Source organism: Pyxidicoccus fallax (assembly GCF_012933655.1).
Taxonomy (GTDB): domain Bacteria; phylum Myxococcota; class Myxococcia; order Myxococcales; family Myxococcaceae; genus Myxococcus; species Myxococcus fallax.
In genome coordinates this window covers 1-19,523 of the sequence record NZ_JABBJJ010000242.1, presented here as the reverse complement: position 1 = coordinate 19,523, position 19,523 = coordinate 1, and the positions used below count along the sequence as shown (strand labels likewise).

The following is a 19,523-nucleotide window of genomic DNA, read 5'->3' as shown; positions in this document are numbered from 1 at the left end:
GCGTGGTGGAGGGGCGGGTGGGCTTCGAGACGCTGCTGGCGCGCTTCCCCCGGCTCTCGGAGCGGCTCACGGGCTTGGAGCCGGACTCACACGTGCGAGGCGCGGGCCCCCTTGCGCGCGTGGCACGGGCACGCGTGGCGGACCGCTTCGCGCTGGTGGGAGACGCGGCGGGCTACGTGGACGCGCTGACGGGAGAGGGGCTTTCCCTGGCCTTCGCGTGCGCGGAGTCGCTGGGCACGCTGCTACCGGACGCGCTGGCGAAGGGCGCCACGAGCGACGCCCTGCGTCCCTACGAGGAGTGCTTCCAGCGCGTGTTCCGCAAGTACGCCTGGACGACGCGAGCCCTGCTCATGCTGGCCCGCCGTCCGAGGCTGCGCCGTCCCGTGGTGCGCCTGCTGGGGAAGTCGCCCTGGCTCTTCGAGCGCATCCTCCACGCCGTGGTGGCCTGAGCCGGCGCGATGCGCGGACGGAATGTCATTGGGGCTCCAGACCCCCTGCGTTGATGACGCTGAGCGCCTCCAGACCGGTGGCCATCCGCCTGACGACGTCTTCGGAGTGAAGGTTCTCCATCCGCTGCTGGAAGAGCTTCCCGTCACGCTCCCACAGGTCGGTGACCTGGATGGAAACCTTTTCGTGGACAACCCGGTGGATTTCAAAGGAGCCTGAGGATGTCAGAGGTCTGGTGCATGCTCGACACATGAACGAAGACGTCCAGGTGCAGGGGGAAGCGCGGCTTGCGAGGGTGCACGTGGAGCCGCATTCTGGGGACATGGGTGACAAGCCAGGGCCACCGGAAGACGTGTACGCGGAGCTGGAGCGCCTCCCGGAGAACGTCGTCGGTGAAATCATCGATGGCGAGCTGTACGTGAGCCCGCGGCCACGCATCGTCCATGGACGGGCATCCGGACGGCTCTTCAAGCGTTTGATGCCATTCGACGAGGAGCCCGGGCAGGAGGGACCCGGTGGCTGGGTCATCCTGTTCGAGCCCGAACTGCACCTGTTGCGCGACGTGCTGGTGCCCGACATCGCGGGCTGGCGGCGCGAGCGCATGCCGGAGCTTCCCGACGTCGTCGGTGTGGAGCGCGCTCCCGACTGGGTCTGCGAGGTGCTCTCTCCATCCACGGAAAAGCTCGACCGAGCCCGGAAGATGGCCGTCTACGCCCGGGAAGGCGTGAAGAACCTGTGGCTCGTGGACCCGCGCATCCAGACCCTGGAGGTCTACCGGCTGGAGAATGGCCGGTGGCTGCTGCTGGGCACGCACTCGGCGAACGACAAGGTCCAGGTCGAGCCCTTCGAGGCACTTCCCATCGACCTGTCCGGGCTCTGGGCCCGCTGACCTCACATCACCGTGGGATGCAGGAACCCGTGAATCGCCTGCACGACGACGGAGCCCTCGCCCACGCTGGACGCCACGCGCTTCACCGAGCCCGAGCGCACGTCCCCCACCGCGTAGATGCCAGGCCGCGACGTCGCATACGGCGACGCGAGCGCGTGCCCATCCGGGGCCACCCCCGTCTTGATGAAGCCCTTGCTGTCCAGCTCGAGGCAGCCGTTCAGCCACTCCGTGTTCGGCTCGGCGCCAATCATCACGAAGACGTTGCCGATGCGCCGCGTGGTGACCTCCCCCGTCGGCTTGTGCACCCACGTCACCTCGCGCAGCAGCGTGTCTCCACCGAGCGCGGTGATTTCCGTGTGCGTGTGCAAGGTAATCCGGGGAGACGACAGGATGCGCTGCACGAGGTAGTCGGACATCGTCGCGGCGAGCCCTCCGGAGCGCACGAGCAGGTAGACATGCGAGACGGTGTGCGACAGGAACACGGCGGCCTGGCCCGCGGAGTTGCCTCCGCCCACGACCACCACTTCCTCCCCGTGGCACAGGTTGGACTCCATGGCCGTCGCCGCGTAGTGGATGCCCTGGCCCTCGAAGCGCGCCAGGTCGTGCACGTCGAGCTTCCGGTACCGCGCCCCGGTGGCGATGACCACCGAGCGCGCGGACACGGTGCGGCCGTCCTCCAGGCTCAGGCGGTACGGCGTGCTGTCGCAGTCGATGCCGGTGACGGCGCGTGAGATGGCGAGCCGCGCCCCGAACTTCTGCGCCTGCACCTGCGCCCGGCCCGCGAGCGCCATGCCCGAGATGCCCGTGGGAAAGCCGAGGTAGTTCTCGATTTTCGAGCTGGTGCCCGCCTGCCCGCCCGGCGCCAGGGCCTCCAGCACCAGCGTCTCCAGTCCCTCCGACGCGGCGTACACCGCCGCCGCCAGTCCCGCCGGACCGGCGCCCACCACCGCGACGTCATAGGCATGCGCGGCGTCGACGGCTTCGCTCAGCCCCAGCTCGTCCGCCAGGGTGGCGTTGGACGGGTTCCGCAGCACGTGCTCGCACGGCGCAATCACGACCGGGAGCTGGTCGGGAGTCAGCTTGAAGCAGTCGAGAAACCCGCCGGCATCCGGGTCGGCGTCGATGTCGAAGACGCGGTGTGGGTAGCCATTGCGGACGAGGAACCGCTGCAGCCGGAGCGTGTCCGCGCCATGGCCCGCGCCAATCAGCACCACGCCGCCCTGCGAGTGCCGGATGAGTCCCACGCGCCGCAGGATGAACGCGCGCATGATGATTTCACCGATGTCCGTCTCGGTGCTCACCATGCGCCGGAAGTCGGCCCGCTTCACCCGCACCACCCGGCTGTCTCCACGGGTGCGGCCACTCACCAGGATCTGCCGGTCGTTGAAGAGGTCCAGCTCGCCGGTGAACTGCCGCTCGTCGTGGACGGTGATGACGTGGGGCTCGCCCTCGTCGTCGTAGTCGAGAATCTCGATGGCCCCTTCGAGCACGAAGAAGAAATCGACGCTCCGCTCGCCGCGTCTGAAGAGGAGCGTGCCTCCAGGCAGCCGCTCCTCGGTGCCGTAGGTCGCGATGCGCTCCGCCATCTCCGGCGTGACCTGGGGAAAGGTCTGCGCCAGCCGCTCATAGGGGTCCGAGGGGTCGAGCCCCGGCGTGCTCGTGACGGGGAGGGTCTCCATGGGTCGAACGTAAGGAAAGCCTCCCGGGTGCGGCAATGAACCCTGGGGTGACGTGCGAGGACGTTGATGCCCGGCCCGCGGAGCATCCGGGCAATGGAGCCGGAAGTCCGTTGGGGAAGGGAACACTCCGTCAAGGTTCGCCGGCCTGGTACGTCCTGCCGTCAGCGATGCCGGAGGGGCCTCGCAAGCGGGGGCCGCCCCGCCACGGTTGCCGCGGAATGGACGTTCCATTCCGCCCGCTCTGCCGGAGGGGCCTCGCAAGGGGGGCGCTCCTCCACGGTCGCCGTGGAATGGACGTTCCATTCCGCCCGCTCTGCCGGAGGGGCCTCGCAAGGGGAGCCGCCCGCTGCGGTCGCCGTGGAATGGACGTTCCATTCCGCCCGCTCTGCCGGCGGGGCCTCGCAAGGGGGGCCGCCCCGCTGCGGTCGCCGTGGAATGGACGTTCCATTCCGCCCGCTCTGCCGGCGGGGCCTCGCAAGGGGGGCCGCCCCGCTGCGGTCGCCGTGGAATGGACGTTCCATTCCTCCCGCTCTGCCGGCGGGGCCTCGCAAGGGGGGCCGCCCCGCTGCGGTCGCCACGGAATGGACGTTCCATTCCGCCCGGCGTCCGGCGCCCCCGGACGGGGGACACTTCGCGAGGGCGGCTCCGTCGCGGGGCTCCCGCCGGCCATTGGAGCGTCTACGATGCGCCGCGGGCGCTCGCGGTCGGGCCGGGCCCCACGTCGACTTTCCTGGAGCGTCGTACCCATGCGGCACGTGATGATGAAGCGCCTTCACCTGTTTCTCCTGCTGTGCGCGCCGTGGCTGGGCGGCTGCCTCTTCTCGGGCCCGCGCCACCAGGGCCCGGTGACGGACCACTTCGACGGCGAGCAGTTCCACAACCTGGAGCCGGTCCGCCGGCTCGACCCCGGCGACGTGCTGGACGCGCTGCGCACGGAGCCCCGGGGCGCGTGGCGCGACTACGAGGAATTCTCTCCGGGCAAGCCGCCACCGGAGCGGGTGGGACGGGGCCAGCTCCGGGTGACGTTCATCAATCACGCCACGGTGCTGCTCCAGGCGGACGGGCTGAACGTGCTGACGGACCCCATCTACTCGGACCGGCCGAGCCCCATCTCCTTCGTGGGCCCCCACCGCGTGCGCCCGCCGGGCATCCGCTTCGAGGACCTGCCGCCCATCGACGTGGTGGTGGTGAGCCACAACCACTACGACCACATGGACCTGCCCACGCTGCGCCGGCTGGAGGCGGCGCACAAGCCTCGCTTCATCGTGGGGCTGGGCAACAAGGCGCTGCTGGACGGCGAGGGCTTCGCGCGCGTGGAGGAACTGGACTGGTGGCAGTCCACCGAGGTGGCGCCGGGCCAGACGGTGACGGCCGTGCCCGCGCAGCACCGCTCCAACCGGGGGCTCACGGACGTGTCCGCCACGCTGTGGGCGGGCTACGTGCTGTCCACCTCGGGCGGGCCGGTGCTCTTCGCGGGGGACACGGGCTTCGGCCCTCAGTTCGCGATGATGGCCGAGCGCTTCGGGCCCATGCGGCTGTCGGTGCTGCCCATTGGCGCCTACCGCCCCACCGCCTTCCGGCCGGTGCACATGGGGCCCCGCGAGGCGCTCCAGGCGCACAAGGTGCTGCGCTCGTCCACGTCGGTGGCCATGCACTACGGCACCTTCGCGCTCGCCCTGGATGGCCAGGACGAGGCGAAGTACCTGCTCCTGCGGCTGCTGGCGCGCGAGGAGGAGCGCCCGCGCTTCTGGGCCCTGGCTTTCGGCGAGGGTCGCGACGTCCCTCCGCTGACCACCGCGGTGGACTGAGCGCGGTGGGACGGGCTCACCGGTTGAAGGGCGCCTCCTGAATCCAGTTGAAGCCGCGGCTGATGAGCAGGTGGCTGGACTCGTCCACCTTCTTCAGCCGGATTTCGACGGTGCCCTCCTGGAAGGGGCCCTGGAGCACCCAGTGCTCCGCGTCCGGCTTCGAGGAGGTGAGCTCGCTCTTCTTCGCCTGCTCGCCGGTTCCCTCGGTGAAGGTGACCGTCCCCTTCGCGGCGTCTTGCGTCAGGAAGAAGCGCTTCACGGTGCCGTCCATCAGGCGGACGCTGGCGCGGCTGTAGCGGTTGACGCCCACGTAGCGCCACCGCGTGGTGTCGCCCACCAGTGGAGGCAGCACCTGCCCGTCGCGGGTGAAGGACTCGACCTCGTAGAGGCCATGGAGCGGCGGCTTCGGAGCGGAGTCGCCATTCCTCGCGACGTGCTCCACCCGCGCCTCCACGTAGTTCCAGAGCACCACCCCGAGGAACAGGGTCTTCAGGGCGAGCACGCCCCACGCCTCGCGCCGGGAGAGCCGGAAGGGCGTGCGCTGCTCCACGGGCAGGGTGGGGCGGTTGAAGAGGAGCACGTCCAGGAGCCGCCGCACATCCGGCAGCAGCAGGAACACCGCCAGCAGCACCAGGTGCGAGGAGTAGAGCTTGACGGGGACGTCGTAGAAGAAGTTGAGCGCCACCACGTTCACCATCACCGCGATGACGACCAGCGCTCCCAGCGAGGTGGTGCGGCGGAAGAGCAGGAGCACGCCGCCCAGCACCTCCGCGCCGCCGGTGAAGAGGTTGTAGCCGGGCGAGTACCCCATGAAGGTCCACAGCAGGCCCATGGGGGAGAACTCGCCCAGCGGCTGCACCAGCCGCTCCGGGCTGGGGAAGGGGAACTGGGTCTTGAAGACCTTGGCGAAGCCGTAGGACACCATGGTCAGGGCCAGCATGTAGCGGACGTAGACGCGCAGCAGGTCGTACGCCTTGACGTACCGGGTGCGGCGCCGGTCCACCACCGACCAGACGGCGGTCACCCCGGCGGCGAGGACCAGGTGCACGAGGAACAGCACGTAGTTGAAAGTGGTGTCGCCGCTGCCGGTGGTCATGGCGGTGACGTCCTTCTCCATCCCCAGCACGTGCTTGCCCACCCACGGCACCACCGTCTCCCAGAAGGCCTGGAAGGCATTGGAGATGAACTCCAGGCCTCCCACGGCGTCCAGGGGGTATGGGAACGCGTAGAGGACGACGTACGCGAAGACGAAGCGGAAGGCGATGCGCCACGCGAGTCCCCAGGGCGCCGGCTCGGGCGGGGACGGCACCGGCTGCGGCGGGGACGGGGCGGGAGCGCTCGGCTCCGATGCGGGAGGAAGGGAGGCGGCGGTGGTCATGGCGGGCCGAGGCGAGTCTACCCTGGGCGGTAGGGCGCCATGCCGAACGCCGCCGGGCGGCAAGTATTCCGCCAGTGAAAAGGAATGGCGTCGGGTTCAGCGGACGGGCAGGACGCGCCGGGCCACCTCGATGAAGGCGCGCAGGGGCGCGGAGACGCGGGTGCGGTGGGGGTAGTAGAGGAAGAGGCCCGGCACGGAAGGGGCCCAATCCTCCAGGACGGGGATGAGCTCGCCGCTGCGCAGCCACGGGGCGACCTCCAGCTCGGACAGGTAGGCGAGTCCCACTCCGGCCAGCGCCATGCGGGCGACGAGGTCCGCGCTGTCGGTGACGAGCGAGCCCTTGACGGGGATGCGCAGCTCGCGCCGGCCGCGCTCCAGCTCCCAGTGGTACGGCAGCCCCGTGGACGGCGTGCGCCAGCCGATGCAGGCATGCCGCGCCAGGTCCTGGGGTCGGGCCGGGAGGCCGTGGCGCCGGGCATAGGCGGGGGCGGCCAAGACGAGGTAGCGGAAGGGCGGGAGGAGGCGGACGGAGACCATGTCCCGCTCCACGCTCTCCCTCAGCCGGATGCCGGCATCGAGCCCCTCCGAGACGATGTTCACGTAGCGGTTCTCCGCCCGCACCTCCACGCGCACGTGCGGATGGGCCTCGATGAAGGCGGGCAGCACCGGCTCCAGCACCAGGGGCACCGCGAGCAGGGGCACGGTGAGGCGCAGCGTGCCGGTGAGCTGCGTCTCCTTGGCGGACAGGTGCTCCAGCGTGGCGAGCGCCGCCTCGAGGCCGGGGCCGGCGCCCTCCAGCAGCCTGCGGCCGGCGTCGGTGAGGGACACGCTGCGGGTGGTGCGTGACAGCAGTGACTGGCCCAGCCGCTCCTCCAGGTTGCGCACCGACTGGCTCACCGCGGACCTGGAGACGCCGAGCTCGCGGGCGGCGCGGGTGAAGTTCCCGCGCCTCGCGACGGTGACGAACACGGCCAGCTCGTTCAGAGGGGTCAGAGCCATTGTCCAGTGACTCTAAACAGCGAGTGCGTTTTCCGCCTCTACTCCGCGCGGCCTCCGCGCTGCACGGTATGCGCATCCAACGGAGCACCGGAGGCACGCATGACGACGACGAACCGCATCGACACGCTGGCTCGGTATCACCTGCTGGGGCGCACGGGCCTGCGGGTGAGCCCGCTGTGCCTGGGCACCATGACGTTCGGCACGGAGTGGGGCTGGGGCAGCCCGAGGGAGACGGCGCACCGCCTGCTGGCCCGCTACCTGGAGGCGGGCGGCAACTTCATCGACACGGCGGACGGGTACACGGGCGGCACCAGCGAGCAGCTCATCGGCGAGTACTTCGCCCAGCACGGCGGGCGGGATCGGGCGGTCATCGCGACGAAGTTCACGGTGAATACGTCACCGGGGGACCCGAACGCGGGAGGCAACGGGCGCAAGAACATCCACCGCGCGCTGGAGGGCTCGCTGCGCCGGCTGAAGACGGACTACGTGGACCTCTACTGGCTGCACGCGTGGGACGGAATCACGCCGGTGGAGGAGGTGATGCACACGCTCACCGGGCTCGTGCGGGAGGGGAAGGTCCGCTACATCGGCCTGTCGGACGTGCCGGCCTGGTACTATGCGCGTGCGCAGACGCTGGCGGAGCGGGACGGACTGGAGCGCGTGGCGGCGCTGCAGCTGGAGTACTCGCTGGTGGAGCGCAACATCGAGCGGGAGCACATCCCCGCGGCGCTGGCGCTCGGGTCGGCGGTGACGCCGTGGAGCCCGCTGGCGTCGGGGCTGCTGTCGGGCAAGTACACGCGGGACGGCGCCCAGGTGAAGGGGGAGGGGCGGGTGTCCCTCATCCCGAGCCTGGGGAACCCGGGATTCGACAAGCTGCTCACGGAGCGCAACTGGACCATCGTGGACACGCTGCGGGAGGTGGCGACGGAGCTGGACCGCTCGCCGGCGCAGGTGGCGCTGGCGTGGGTGACGCGGCGGCCGGGCGTGGCGTCGACCATCATCGGCGCGACGCGGATGGAGCAGCTCGAGGCGAACCTCCACGCGTTGGACGTGCGGATTACAGAGGCCCAGACACAGCGGCTCGACGCCGTCAGCCGCCCGGACCGCGTGCACCCGTACATCTTCTTCGAGGATGCGTTCTTCACGGAGGGCATGTTCACCGGAGGCACGAAGGTGCGGGCCGAGCCGGAGTGGTTCCGGTCGTCAGCGCGGTGAGGGGCGTCATTCCTTTGGGGGCGTGGCGATGGCGGGCCACAGCTCACCGAGCCTGAGCTCGATGGCATCGAACGGTGCGGCGCGGATGATGTCGTCCTCGCCGTACACGCCCAACTCCAGCCAGTGGCCCTCTCGCAGCTCGCTGACCGAGAGTGTTCTCGCCTCCGGGTCGATGAACCACAGGTGGCGGATGCCGATGCGCGCGTAGAACGGCCGTTTGATGCGCTGGTCGTAGGCGCGGGTCGAGGGGGAGAGGACCTCGCAGGCCCAGTCGGGGACCAGCGTCCACGAGCCATCGGGAAGTCCGTGGGGAACGCGCTCCCTCCGCCAGCCCGCGAGGTCCGGGACGAACTCCGGAGCATTCGCCAGTCGGATGCCAGGCCCGATGTGGATGAGCCACCCGCCCGGGCCTCCTCGGCCCTTGTGGAAGGGACCTATGAGTTCCGTGCCCAGTTCGGCCAGGAGGTCGGAATGCGCGGCCCCCGGCCAGGGATGCACGTACAGCGTCCCATCGATGATCTCGCCCACCACGTTCTCCGGCAGAGCATCGAGGTCGGCGAAGGTGGCGGGACCCTCCTGCTTTCGCGCGCCGTAGGCCATGCCTGAAGTGTGGGGCTATCCGCCGCGTCTGGCAAGCGGCGTCCCACCTGACAGGTCAGCAGGCGGAGTGGACGGGGTGACCTCCACCGGAGCGGGAAGGCTTCGCAGCCCGCGCAGTGGGGTGGGCAGCAGCCCGAGCGCGCACAGCCCGGTACCGAGCGCCGCCAGGAGGATGGACTGCCGCAGCCCCAGCGCCTCTCCCAGCACGCCCCCCAGCAGCGAGCCCACCGGCAGCAGGGCATTCACGAGGAACCGCAGCGCGGCTCCCACGCGCCCGCGCAGGTGCTCCGGCGTCAGCGCCTGGTACAGCGCCAGGACGTTGGACTGGAACAGCGGATTCGTCAGCCCGATGAGGAGCTGCGCCGCCACCAGCAGCGGGAGGGCCGCGGCCTCGTGGAGCCCCGCGGCGGGAATCAGCAGGTCCGCCACTGCCCCCAGCGCCAGGGCGCCCACCAGCGCGGGGCCCACGCCCAGGCGCGCGGTGAGGCGTCCCGCCAGCAGCGCCCCCACGAGCGCTCCCAAGCCGAACACCGCTCCCAGGCTTCCCACCTGTCGCGGCTCCATGCCGAGCTCCCGCGTCACGTAGAGGAAGTACACCCCGAGAATCATCCCGCCGAACAGGTTGAAGAGCCCCGCGCACGTCGCCAGCGGTCCCAGCAGCGGCTGGCGCCAGAGGAAGCCGAGGCCCTCCGCCGTATCCCGCCACAGCCCGCGCGAGGGCCGTGTCACGCGTGGGCCGGACTCGCCCACCCGCAGCCACGCCAGCAGCGCAGCGGAGACGAGGAAGGAGAGCACGTCCACGCCGAGCGCGAGCGGCGCCGTCATCCAGGCGACCAGCACCCCCGCCATCGCCGGGCCCAGGAGCCGCGCCAGGGACTGGCTCGCGCCGAGCCGGGCGTTGGCCTCCACCAGCCGCTGTGGCTCCACCAGGGCCGGGAGGAAGGCCTGACACGCGGTGGTGGCCGCGACGGTCAGGCAGCCCGAGAGGAATGCCACGGCATACAGGTGCCACAGGCGCAGCGCTCCCTGCCACCCGAGCACCATGAGCGGCACCAGCAGCAGCGCGCGGCCCAGGTCCGCGCAGATGAGCGTGGCGCGCCGGGGCAGCCGGTCCACCCACGAGCCCGCGGGCAGTCCGAACAGCAGCGGTGGCGCCATCTGCGCCGCGCCCAGCAGGCCCAGGTCCATGGCCCCCGCGCCCGCCGTACTGGTGGCCAGCAGCGGCAGGGCGAACACCGTCACCTGGGAGCCCAGCGCGGACAGCGTCTGTCCCGCCCAGAAGCGCGGGAAGGCGCTACCCAAATTGCCGCTCCGCCGTGGGGCGGATGACCAGCTCGGTGATTTCCACCGGCGGAGGCCGCTCCAGAATCCAGCCGATGGTCTCGGCCACCTCTTCCGCGAGCAGCGGCCGGTAGGGCCACTTCTCCACCGGCACGTCGCGAGGCTCACGACCCCCCGCCACCGAGCCGAACTCCGTGTTCACCGAGCCGGGGTGCACCAGGGACAGCCGCACCCGGCTGCCCGCCAGCGCCTGCCGCAGCGCCAACGTGAAGGCGCGCAGGCCGTGCTTGCTCGCCGCGTAGGCCGCGCCGTCCGCCACGGTGCCCAGCGCGAAGATGGAGCCGACGTTGACGATGTGGCCCGCGTCGCGCTCGCGCATCCCCGGCAGGAAGGCGCCCACCATGTTCATCGCGCCCACCAGGTTCACCTCCACCACGCCCGGCCACTGCTCCACCCGCGAGGGCTCTGGAGGGCCCCAGCCCCTGCCGTGCCCGGCCGCGTTCACCAGCACCTCGGCGTGGGCCCACGTGGCCACGTCCGCCGCCAGCGCCCTCACGGCCACCGCGTCCGTTACATCGCAGGGCCGCACCTCGACGGTGACGCCCGACGCGCGCAGCTCGCTGGCGAGCGCTTCCAACCGCTCCGTCCTGCGCGCCACCAGCAGGAGGCTGTGGCCCCGCGCCGCCAGCCACCGGGCCACTGCCCTGCCAATGCCGCTGCTCGCGCCGGTGATGATGGCAACCCGTTTCATGGGGGTCCTCTCTTGCCTCCTGGGAGTCGGCTCCACACCACGACGACTGCCACCCGAGCTGGGAAGCCCCGGTCGGGTGGTGCACGAATCGAGGCAGTCCGCTCAACACCCCGCGGATTGCCACCCGAGCGGGGAGAGCCCGGGTGCGGTGTCGAGCGCATCGAGCAAGGCCGTTCAGACGGCGATGAAGGGAACGGGCCAGCAGCGCATGCGGAAGGGCAGCGCCACGCGCCACGGCCCGAGCTCCAGCACGAGCGCTTCCTCCTGGAGATCCGCCAGTGCCTTGCGCGCCTCGGGCTCCGTGTCGAGCGACTCCACCCGCTTCGGAACGGACAGGGCCTCGAACACGCTCCGCGTCGCCGCGTCATCCAGCAGGAACTGCGTGGCGCTGCGTCCCTCGCGCCGGTCCTTGACGAGCATGAAGCCCGGCCCCGCGCGCCAGTAGCATCGGCCGTATGCGTGCGCCTGCCGCCACCGGCGTGCCGCCTCGTCCAGCTCTGGCGTTCCTCCGCTCTCGGGAGGCTCCAGGTGGTACAGCGTCCAGGAAGCGATGGGCGGCCGCGCCGCGCCACGCCAGCGCACGCGCAGGCGGTGGGAGGTGCAGTCGCGCAGGAGGCGGACGAAGTGCGCGGACTGCTCCGCGCGCTGCTCGCCCAGCTCCATCACCCAGGGCACCCGCAGCTCCACGCAACCCAGTGCCACCAGCCGCGCCAGCTGCGCGTCCGTCGGCCAGTCGCCGGGCGCCTCGCCGTGCACCTCCACGGACACGGCCTGCCCGAGGCCATGGGACTCCAGCGCGCCCACCAGCTCCTCCCACTGGCCGGGCGCCACGGAGACCGACAGGTGCCCTGCCTCCTCCAGCGTCGCCTCTCCCGAGGCGAGCTGTCGCAGGGTCAGCGTGGACGGGCCCGACAGGGTGGACACAGACATGGGAAGCGGGCTCATCGGGACTGGGCCTCTTGGAGCTGCGAAATCGAAACGCGGACGTTCTGCGGGTTGGCGCGCGTGGGCAGGGCGACGAAGCGCTCACCTTCCTCGAACACCCACCCTCGCGCCTTCCAGTCGGAGAGCCGCGCGGAGACGTCCTCCGCCGTCACCGACAGGCCGGCCTGCTGGAGGCGCTCGGTCAGCCCGGCGGGGGACATGGGGCGCTGGAGCGCGTGGAAGAGCGTCACGTCGAAGGGGGACGCGAGGACGGAGTCCTGCTCGGGCCAACCCTCGCGCCTGTCCCGGAGGTGGATGCGCCCACGGCTCTCGCGGTAGCTCAGCTCGCTGTTCGCGTGGGCCTCCTTCCAGCGCGCCGCCGCGCGCTCCAGCTGGGCCGCCGCCTCGCCGGTGAGGCCGAGCGACACCGTGTCGAACAGGTAGGCCAGGTCCATCAGCTCGTGCTCGGGCAGGTCGTATACGAAGGGGTAGAAGGCCGCCGGCCGGTGGTCTCCGAAGCCGAGCGACGGGTCCGAGAAGTTGGGGCTGAAGCGCTCGAGCGCGATGCGCAGCGCCCCGGTGGGCGGCTGCAGGTGCACCATGGCGGGCATCTGCTCGATGATGCCGGCGTAGTCCCGTGGCTCCTCGCCGGGAAAGCCATACAGGAGATTCCAGGCCACCGTGAGCCCGTGCTCCTCGCAGTCCCGCAGCACCTGCACGTTCTGGCTGCCGCTGACGCCCTTGCGCATCAGCTTGAGCACGCGGCTGCTCAGGTTCTCGATGCCGGGCTGGACGTGGACGACGCCCGCGGCCTTCAGCGTCTGAATCTGCTCCCGCGTGAGGTTGGACTTCACCTCGTAGTGGATGCGCAAATCCCAGCCTGACGCCGCGACGTGGGGCAGCAGGCCCTTGAAGTATTTCATGTCGATGATGTTGTCGACCATGATGATGTCGAGCGTCTGGTAGCGCTCGATGGCGCGGCCCATCTCCTCCCAGATCAGCTCCGGGGGCTTGGCGCGGAACTTCATCATCGAGCCATTCAGTCCGCAGAAGGTGCAGTGGTGCTTCTCTCCCCACCAGCACCCGCGCGCGCCCTCCAGCACCAGCAGCGGGTGGATGAAGCCATTCACCGACGAGCGCCCCAGTTGCTCGAAGTAGTCGTCGTAGTTGGGCGCGGGCACGTCATGCATGGGGAAGGCGCCCTGACGTTCCACATTGACGCGGCTCACGCCCTTGCCGTCGCGCCAGCACAGGCCGGGGATGGCTTCCAGGCGGCCCTGTTCCGTCAGCGCGTCCAGCAGGTCCACGAAGGTCTGCTCGCCCTCGCCCCGGACGACGAAGTCGAGGAACGGGTGGTTGCGGTGCAGCGCGGCGCCCTGGGGCCCGTCGCAGTTGGCGCCGCCCATGGCCGTGAGCACCTCGGGCCGCCGCTGCTTGAGGACCCGGGCCAGGGCGAGCGAGGGCACGTTCTGCATGAAGGTGCTGGTGAAGCCCACCAGGTCCGGCTCCATCGCCAGAACCTCGTCGGCCAACGTGTCGATGAAGTCCGGCGTCCAGCGGTGCAGCTCGGTGGGGAGCGACGGGTCGAAGCCAACTCCCCGCAGGTACTGCGTGTAGCCTTCCACGTTCCACTCGGGCACGCCGTAGAGCGCTGGGGAGAAGATCCAATCCCCGATGCCATGGAAGATGCCGTTGTTGGCGATGGCGGTGTACTCCTTCGAGGTGACGCGCCCGCCGGAGCGCTCCAGGAGGTATTCGGCCCAACGGACGTGGGCGTAGAGGCCCTTCACCTCATGCGGTTGCCGGCAGCGCCGGGCCCGCTCGTGGAGGATGCCAATGGCCAGGGAGGGGAATTCCAGGGCCTGCCAGGGCATGCATACCAGGACGATGCGCATCGTGACTCCTCGGGAGGGCCGGGGCCCGCCGGACGCGTGGGCGTCAGCGGGTCCCCGGCCTCGTGGCTCAGGCCCGTATCGCGGGACTACTTCTGCTGCGGGGTGGCGGAAGGAAGCGTGTTGACCTCGATCTGCGTGGCGTAGACGAGGCTGGCTTCCGACGCGCCGGTGGTCTGGATCTGCTTCTTCTTCATGGCTGGCTCCTGGTGCTTCAGGTTGCTGCGTCATCGCCTGGTGGCGATCCTTCACATGTGGCGCCGGCCGGGGTGCGCTGCGCCTGTGTCGGCTTGCCGCCGAGCAGGTGGCGCACCCGGGCCTGATGGCGCGACATGAACCAGTGGCGCACGGCGTCTGGGGGCTGGCGCAGCAGCGCGCCCAGCTGTGCGAAGAAGCGGTCGTCGAAGCCGGACAGCCGCAGCGCGAGCTGTTCGTAGGGCGTGGGGTCCCAGCCGGTGCGGCTCCGGTCCTTCAGCCGCCACCGCAGGTAGAGCATGCCCATGCCGACGTGGCGCAGCTCATCCGAGCGCACCCGCAGGTACATGTCCCCCAGCACGTCCCCCTTGAAGAGGCGCGCGAGCAGGGTGAACTCGTCCGCGGCGAGCCACTCCAGCGCGGTGTGGACGAAGAAGAGGCCCAGGAAGTCGTCCACGGACTCCAGGCCCTGCCGCAGCGCCTGGATGGACGGGTCCGGCGGCAGCACCTTCCCGCCGCGCCGCAGGGCATAGCGCGCGAAGGTCTCGCTGTGACGGGCCTCGTCGCTGACGGCGGTGGCGAGACACAGGCGCGCGGGCCCATCCTCCGTCTGGCCCAGCAGCCGGGCGGAGGCGAGCAGTCCGAGCTGCTCGGCGTAGGAGGCCTGGCTGGCCACGGTCCATGCAATTCGTTGCATGTCCGGGGAGAGGGGCGTCGGGCGGTCCCAGTCGAAGTCCGTCTCGGGACGCCAGTCCGCCCGCCGGGCGCGCTCGTAGATGCGAAACAGCCCTTCCTTGAGGTGGGCGGACGTGAAAGTGATCACGGAGGGGGGACCCGGGAGAGAAGTCGAGGAGGATGTCGAGGAGAATAGACATCCATCCGGAGGCGATGAAGCACCCCGCGGGTTCGGCAATCCCTGTCATGCGACACGCGGTGGGATTGTCGACGCCAGTCGTGTCTCTTCCGAGTGAAACATGGCGCGGCGCGGGCCTCGTCCGCTCACGTCAGTTCACCTGCGGGGTTTCGCGACTCCTTCCGAAGTTCGGCGCGGGCGCTCGGTGCTCCGCACTCATAGTGCGGAGCGAGCACTCAGTGCTTCGACTCGAAGTGTGCCGCGAGCGCTCAGCGCGCTGGCGCGGGGAGACGCCGCTCCACGATGGGGGCGATGTCGCCCAGGGACGCCTCGTGCACCCACACGGGAGCCGCGCCGTGAGCGGCGGGCATCCGTGGAGACACGGGGCACGAGTCGCCGAAGAAGCGGTGCTCCAGCGAGAGTCGGTTGCCGCCGAGTAGCGCCGTGGGCTCGTACTGGAAGGGGCGCGTGTTCAGGCTGGAGCCTGGACGGAATCTCAGCGCCTGTTCCCGACCGACTGCCAGAGCCAGCCCAGTCGCAGCTCCACGTCCTCGAACGGAGCCACGCGGATGAGGGCGTCCTCTTCGCCGTAGACACCCAGCTCCGTCCAGAGCCCGTTCACCAGCTTGTTCACGGTGAGCGTCCGCTCCTCCAGGTCGATGAACCACAGGTGCTGGACGCCGATGCGCGCGTAGAAGGGGCGCTTGATGCGCCGGTCATAGCCGCGCGTCGAGGGCGAGAGGATTTCGCAGAGCCAATCCGGAGAGACAGTCCATCGTAGGCCATGCCCGACGTCTGGGGCTACCTGCCACGTCTGGCAAGCAGCGCCCAACCTTCAGGACAGACTCCACGACGTGCCTACAGCTTCATCCGCTTGAACATCGCCTCCGGAATGGTCCGGATGATGAGCATGATGAGCGCCCAGATGCCGGGGACGTAGACCTCGTTCTTGCGCGCATCCGCGGCGGACAGCAGGCCGCGAGCCACCTTGTCCGGCGAGGCGAACAGCTTGTTCTTCGGCAGGTGCGCCGTCATCGGCGTGTCCACGAAGCCGGGCTTCACGGTGACGACGGCCACGCCGGACTTCGCCAGCCGGTTTCGCAGGCCCTGGAGGAACACGTTCAGCGCGCCCTTCGACGCGCCGTACACGTAGTTGCTCTGCCGGCCGCGGTCTCCCGCCACCGACGAAATCACCACGATGGTGCCCGCCTTCTGCGCCTCGAAGCGGTTGGCCAGCACCGTCAGCAGCGACACCGCGCTCAGGAAGTTGGTGCGCAGCACCGCCTCCGTCGCCTCCCAGGACTTCTGCGCCTCCGCCTGGTCTCCCAGCACGCCGTGCGCCAGCACCACCCCGTCCAGCCCGCCCAGCTCCGTGTAGGCCGCGTCCACCAGCCCCTCGTGCGCGTTGAAGTCGTTCAGGTCCACCGCCTGAGACTCCACCTTCGCCGCGCCGCGCGTGGCGGCATCCTTCGCCACTGCTTCCAGGTTCGCCGCGTTGCGGCCCACGAGGTAGAGCGAGGCTCCGCGCGCGGCCAGGAGCCGCACCGTCGCCTGGGCAATGGCGCTGGTCGCGCCGAGGACGATGACTTTCTTCATGGGGTGGGCAATCTCAAGGAGACGTCAGCGAATCGCAAGCAGGGACTGGGGCTGGGCCGCGGCCACGCCGCGCTCCGCCTCCAGCGAGAAGGGCAGGGACACCGGGTTCACCCGGCGCCAGAAGGACGACGAGAAGCCCGGGTCGAGGTAGCGAGCGAACTCGGCGTGCCGGGGGAAGTACGCCGCGAAGCTCTCCGGGCTCATCCGCGCGTCCTTCGCCGGGTACACCGCGCCGCCCGCCTCGCGCGTCAGCCGGTCCAGCTCCTCCACCAGCCTCCACGTCTTCTCGCCGCGGTTGGCGAAGTCCATGGCCAGCGTCACGCCCTGGCGCGGGAAGGACATCCACCCCGGAGACGGAATGTCGCCGAACGTCTTCAGCACCGACAGGAAGCTGGGCAGCCCGCCGCGCGAGCTGCGCTCCAGGATCTCCTTCAGCGCGTCGCGCGCGGTGTCGTACGGCACCACGCACTGGAACTGGAGGAAGCCTCGCTTCCCGTAGATGCGGTTCCACGCGTAGATGGCATCCAGCGGGTAGAAGAACGGGTCGTAGTGCGTCAGCCGCTGCGTCGGCTTGCCGTTCTGACGGTGGTAGTAGAGCCAGTTGAACGCGGACACCGACAGCCGGTTGAGGCAGAAGGCCGGCATGTCCATGGGCACCGCCAGCCCGATGCCATGCGACAGGTGGCTCTTGGCCAGCGGCAGCCCGTCGAACTGTGGCGGCGCGAAGTTGCCCCGGTACAGCAGGCCCCGTCCCACCTTCTTCCCCCGGGCCAGGCAGTCCACCCAGGCCATGGTGAACTCGTAGTCCTTCTCGGACTCGCGGGCCACGACGAGGAACTCGTCCAGGTTGCCGAAGGGCACCGTCTCCTGCAGCACGTACGGGTTGCTGATGGGCTTGAGCTGCACCTCCGCCCACGTCACCAGCCCCGTGAGTCCCAGGCCGCCAATCGTCGCGCCGTACCAGTCCGGATTCTCATCCGGCGCGCACACCCGGCGGCTGCCGTCCGAGCGCAGCAACTCGAACCTCCGCACGTACCGGCCGAAGGTGCCCCCGCGGTGGTGGTTCTTCCCGTGCACGTCGTTGGCGATGGCGCCGCCCACCGTCACGAACTTCGTGCCCGGCGTCACCGGCAGGAACCAGCCGCGCGGCGCCGCCAGCCGCAGAATCATGTCCAGCGTGACGCCCGCCTCGCAGCGCACCACGCCCGTGGACGGGTCGAAGGAGATGAACCGGTCCAGCCCCGAGGTGAGCAGCAGCGTGCCGCCCGCGTTGAGGCAGGAATCGCCATAGCTGCGGCCCAGCCCATGCGGGAGCAGCGGGGTGCCCTCTCGGGGCAGGTTGTCCGTGCGCCACACCAGGGAGTGCGTGCGCTGCTCGACCTGGGGGTAGCGCCCCCAGGACTCCAGTGACTTCATCGCGCGAGTCCTCTCACTTCGCGGCCCATAGCACCAATGCCGACACGAGGCCCACCGCGTAGCTCACCCGGTCCCTCAGGGCGAAGACGAGCGGGTCCTCGTTCACCAGCCCGCGGTGCGCCAGCACCCACACCCGGCCCACCCAGTACAGCATCACCGGGCACAGCAGCCACAGGCGCTCGGGGTAGGTGTACAGCGCCGTCACCTCCTTGGAGGTGATGTAGAGCGCCAGCACCAGCACGGACACCTGCCCGGCGGCCGCGCCCAGGCTCGCCAGCTGCTCGTAGTCCTGCGCCAGGTAGCCGCGCCCGTGCGCCGCCTTCTCGTTGGAGAGCCGCAGCCGGCGCACCTCGGACAGCCGCTTCACCAGCGCCAGCGACAGGAAGAGGAACATGCTGAACATCATCAGCCAGCTCGACGTGGGCACGCCCACCGCCAGCGAGCCGCCGAAGATGCGCACCGTGTACAGGCCCGCCAGCACCAGCACGTCCAGCATCACCACCTGCTTCAGCCGCAGCGAGTACGCCAGCGTCAGCGCGTAGTACGTGGCCAGCAGCGCCGCGAAGGCGGGCGGCAGGAAGAAGCACACCAGCGCGCCGGCCAGGAGCAGCGCGGGCGCCAGGAACACGCCCGTGCTCACCGGCAGCGCGCACGCCGCGAAGGGGCGCTTGCACTTCGTCGGGTGCCGCCGGTCCGAGTCCAAATCCAACATGTCGTTCAGCACGTACACGCTGGAGGCGCACAGGCTGAAGGCGGTGAAGCCCAGCACCGCCTGCAGCAGCATGTCCGGCTGCGCGGCCTTGTGCGCGGCCAGCAGCGGGACGAAGACGAGCGCGTTCTTCGCCCACTGGTGCACGCGCAGCGCCTTCACCCAGACGCGCGCGCCCACGCGGGGCTTCTCGAAGACGCGGTGCACCTGGCGGCCCAGCCCGTGCGCGCGCTTCAGCACGCCGGCCGGCGCGTGCACCACCACCACCTGCCGGGACTCGCGCCACAGCGGCATGTCCACCGCGTCATTGCCCGCGTAGTCGAAGGTGCCCAGCGACTCCTTCAGCCGCGCCAGCTTGCGCGCGCCGGACAGGTTCACCGTCCCGTCGCTCGCGTAGACGTCCGAGAACAGGCCCAGGTGGGCAGCCACGCCGTCGGCGATGCGCCGGTCCGCCGCGGTGGCCAGCACCAGTTGGCGGCCCCGCGCCTTCTCCTCGCGCAGCCAGGCCAGCAGCTCCTCGTTGTACGGCAGGCGCGCGGCATCCAGCGCCACCCGCCGCGCCACCTCCGCCTTGAAGAAGGCCTTGCCCTTCAGCACCCACAGCGGCACCAGCAGCATCAGCCAGGGCGCGTGCTTGAAGAGGGCCAGCAGGTTCTCGTGCAGTGTGTCCGTGCGCACCAGTGTCCCGTCGAGGTCGACGGCGAGTGGGACGTCCGGTGGGTCGGCTGGAAGCGGTTTTTCGGGAAGCATCGGAAGGGGCGACAGGCTAGCGCAGCGGACCCACGCATGCGACGGGAAGGGCCGCCCGCGGGTGTGACGCCTCCTGGGTGGGACTCAGTCCGGCCGGGCGAGCAGGAGCGTCTGGAGGGGGAGGTGGCGGATGGGGCGGGT

The 19,523-nt window shown here is 70.3% G+C and carries 17 protein-coding genes; 4 read left to right on the top strand and 13 right to left on the bottom strand.

The features are described 5' to 3' along the window. Together HG543_RS36960 and HG543_RS36955 are read left to right on the top strand one after the other, a co-directional pair. The coding region (locus HG543_RS36960) for an NAD(P)/FAD-dependent oxidoreductase (protein WP_369334970.1) at window positions 1-449 on the top strand (449 nt) is incomplete at its 5' end. A gap of 320 nt (window positions 450-769) precedes the next feature. Then, a complete protein-coding gene (locus HG543_RS36955) occupies window positions 770-1,336 on the top strand; it encodes a Uma2 family endonuclease (protein WP_169349628.1) in 567 nt (188 codons plus the stop codon). A gap of 2 nt (window positions 1,337-1,338) precedes the next feature. Here HG543_RS36955 and HG543_RS36950 read toward each other — a convergent pair whose 3' ends face one another. Further along, complete coding sequence (locus tag HG543_RS36950) at window positions 1,339-3,015, bottom strand: FAD-dependent oxidoreductase (protein ID WP_169349627.1); 1,677 nt, start codon at window positions 3,013-3,015, stop codon at window positions 1,339-1,341. Window positions 3,016-3,761: 746 nt separating this feature from the next. On the opposite strand from HG543_RS36950, the gene HG543_RS36945 reads away from it, so the two are divergent. Continuing rightward, window positions 3,762-4,823, top strand: a complete 1,062-nt coding sequence (locus HG543_RS36945; RefSeq protein ID WP_169349626.1) for an MBL fold metallo-hydrolase — start codon at window positions 3,762-3,764, stop codon at window positions 4,821-4,823. A 16-nt stretch (window positions 4,824-4,839) separates the two neighbouring features. Here the strand turns inward: HG543_RS36945 and HG543_RS36940 are convergent, their stop codons facing one another. Continuing rightward, on the bottom strand, window positions 4,840-6,201 hold the full coding sequence (locus HG543_RS36940) for a DoxX family membrane protein (RefSeq protein ID WP_169349625.1): 1,362 nt from the start codon (window positions 6,199-6,201) through the stop codon (window positions 4,840-4,842). 96 nt (window positions 6,202-6,297) lie between these two features. After that, complete coding sequence (locus HG543_RS36935) at window positions 6,298-7,200, bottom strand: LysR family transcriptional regulator (RefSeq protein ID WP_169349624.1); 903 nt, start codon at window positions 7,198-7,200, stop codon at window positions 6,298-6,300. 99 nt (window positions 7,201-7,299) lie between these two features. Here HG543_RS36935 and HG543_RS36930 point away from each other — a divergent pair, with 99 nt between their 5' ends. Then, a complete protein-coding gene (locus HG543_RS36930) occupies window positions 7,300-8,415 on the top strand; it encodes an aldo/keto reductase (RefSeq protein WP_169349623.1) in 1,116 nt (371 codons plus the stop codon). 6 nt (window positions 8,416-8,421) lie between these two features. Here HG543_RS36930 and HG543_RS36925 read toward each other — a convergent pair whose 3' ends face one another. From HG543_RS36925 to HG543_RS36880, 10 genes are all read right to left on the bottom strand, one after another. Then, a complete protein-coding gene (locus tag HG543_RS36925; protein ID WP_169349622.1) occupies window positions 8,422-9,015 on the bottom strand; it encodes a Uma2 family endonuclease in 594 nt (197 codons plus the stop codon). A 15-nt stretch (window positions 9,016-9,030) separates the two neighbouring features. Then, entirely contained in the window at window positions 9,031-10,317 is a 1,287-nt protein-coding gene (locus HG543_RS36920; RefSeq protein ID WP_169349621.1) for an MFS transporter, read from the bottom strand. Continuing rightward, entirely contained in the window at window positions 10,310-11,047 is a 738-nt protein-coding gene (locus HG543_RS36915) for an SDR family oxidoreductase (RefSeq protein ID WP_169349620.1), read from the bottom strand. The genes HG543_RS36920 and HG543_RS36915 overlap by 8 nt, the downstream gene beginning before the upstream one ends. Window positions 11,048-11,221: 174 nt before the next feature. Continuing rightward, the gene (locus HG543_RS36910) at window positions 11,222-11,977 is read right to left on the bottom strand and encodes a DUF5825 family protein (RefSeq protein ID WP_169349619.1); all 756 of its coding nucleotides are present in this window, start codon (window positions 11,975-11,977) and stop codon (window positions 11,222-11,224) included. A gap of 11 nt (window positions 11,978-11,988) precedes the next feature. Continuing rightward, complete coding sequence (locus HG543_RS36905) at window positions 11,989-13,866, bottom strand: RiPP maturation radical SAM C-methyltransferase (RefSeq protein WP_169349618.1); 1,878 nt, start codon at window positions 13,864-13,866, stop codon at window positions 11,989-11,991. 211 nt (window positions 13,867-14,077) lie between these two features. Continuing rightward, entirely contained in the window at window positions 14,078-14,881 is an 804-nt protein-coding gene (locus HG543_RS36900) for a ferritin-like domain-containing protein (RefSeq protein ID WP_169349617.1), read from the bottom strand. A 526-nt stretch (window positions 14,882-15,407) separates the two neighbouring features. After that, a complete protein-coding gene (locus HG543_RS36895; protein WP_169349616.1) occupies window positions 15,408-15,743 on the bottom strand; it encodes a Uma2 family endonuclease in 336 nt (111 codons plus the stop codon). Between the two features lie 26 nt (window positions 15,744-15,769). Continuing rightward, window positions 15,770-16,507, bottom strand: coding sequence for an SDR family oxidoreductase (locus HG543_RS36890; RefSeq protein WP_169349615.1), 738 nt, complete (start codon window positions 16,505-16,507; stop codon window positions 15,770-15,772). Between the two features lie 24 nt (window positions 16,508-16,531). Beyond that, window positions 16,532-17,923, bottom strand: coding sequence for an FAD-binding oxidoreductase (locus tag HG543_RS36885; RefSeq protein WP_169349614.1), 1,392 nt, complete (start codon window positions 17,921-17,923; stop codon window positions 16,532-16,534). Between the two features lie 13 nt (window positions 17,924-17,936). After that, entirely contained in the window at window positions 17,937-19,382 is a 1,446-nt protein-coding gene (locus tag HG543_RS36880; RefSeq protein WP_169349613.1) for a UbiA family prenyltransferase, read from the bottom strand. Window positions 19,383-19,523: the final 141 nt, after the last annotated feature.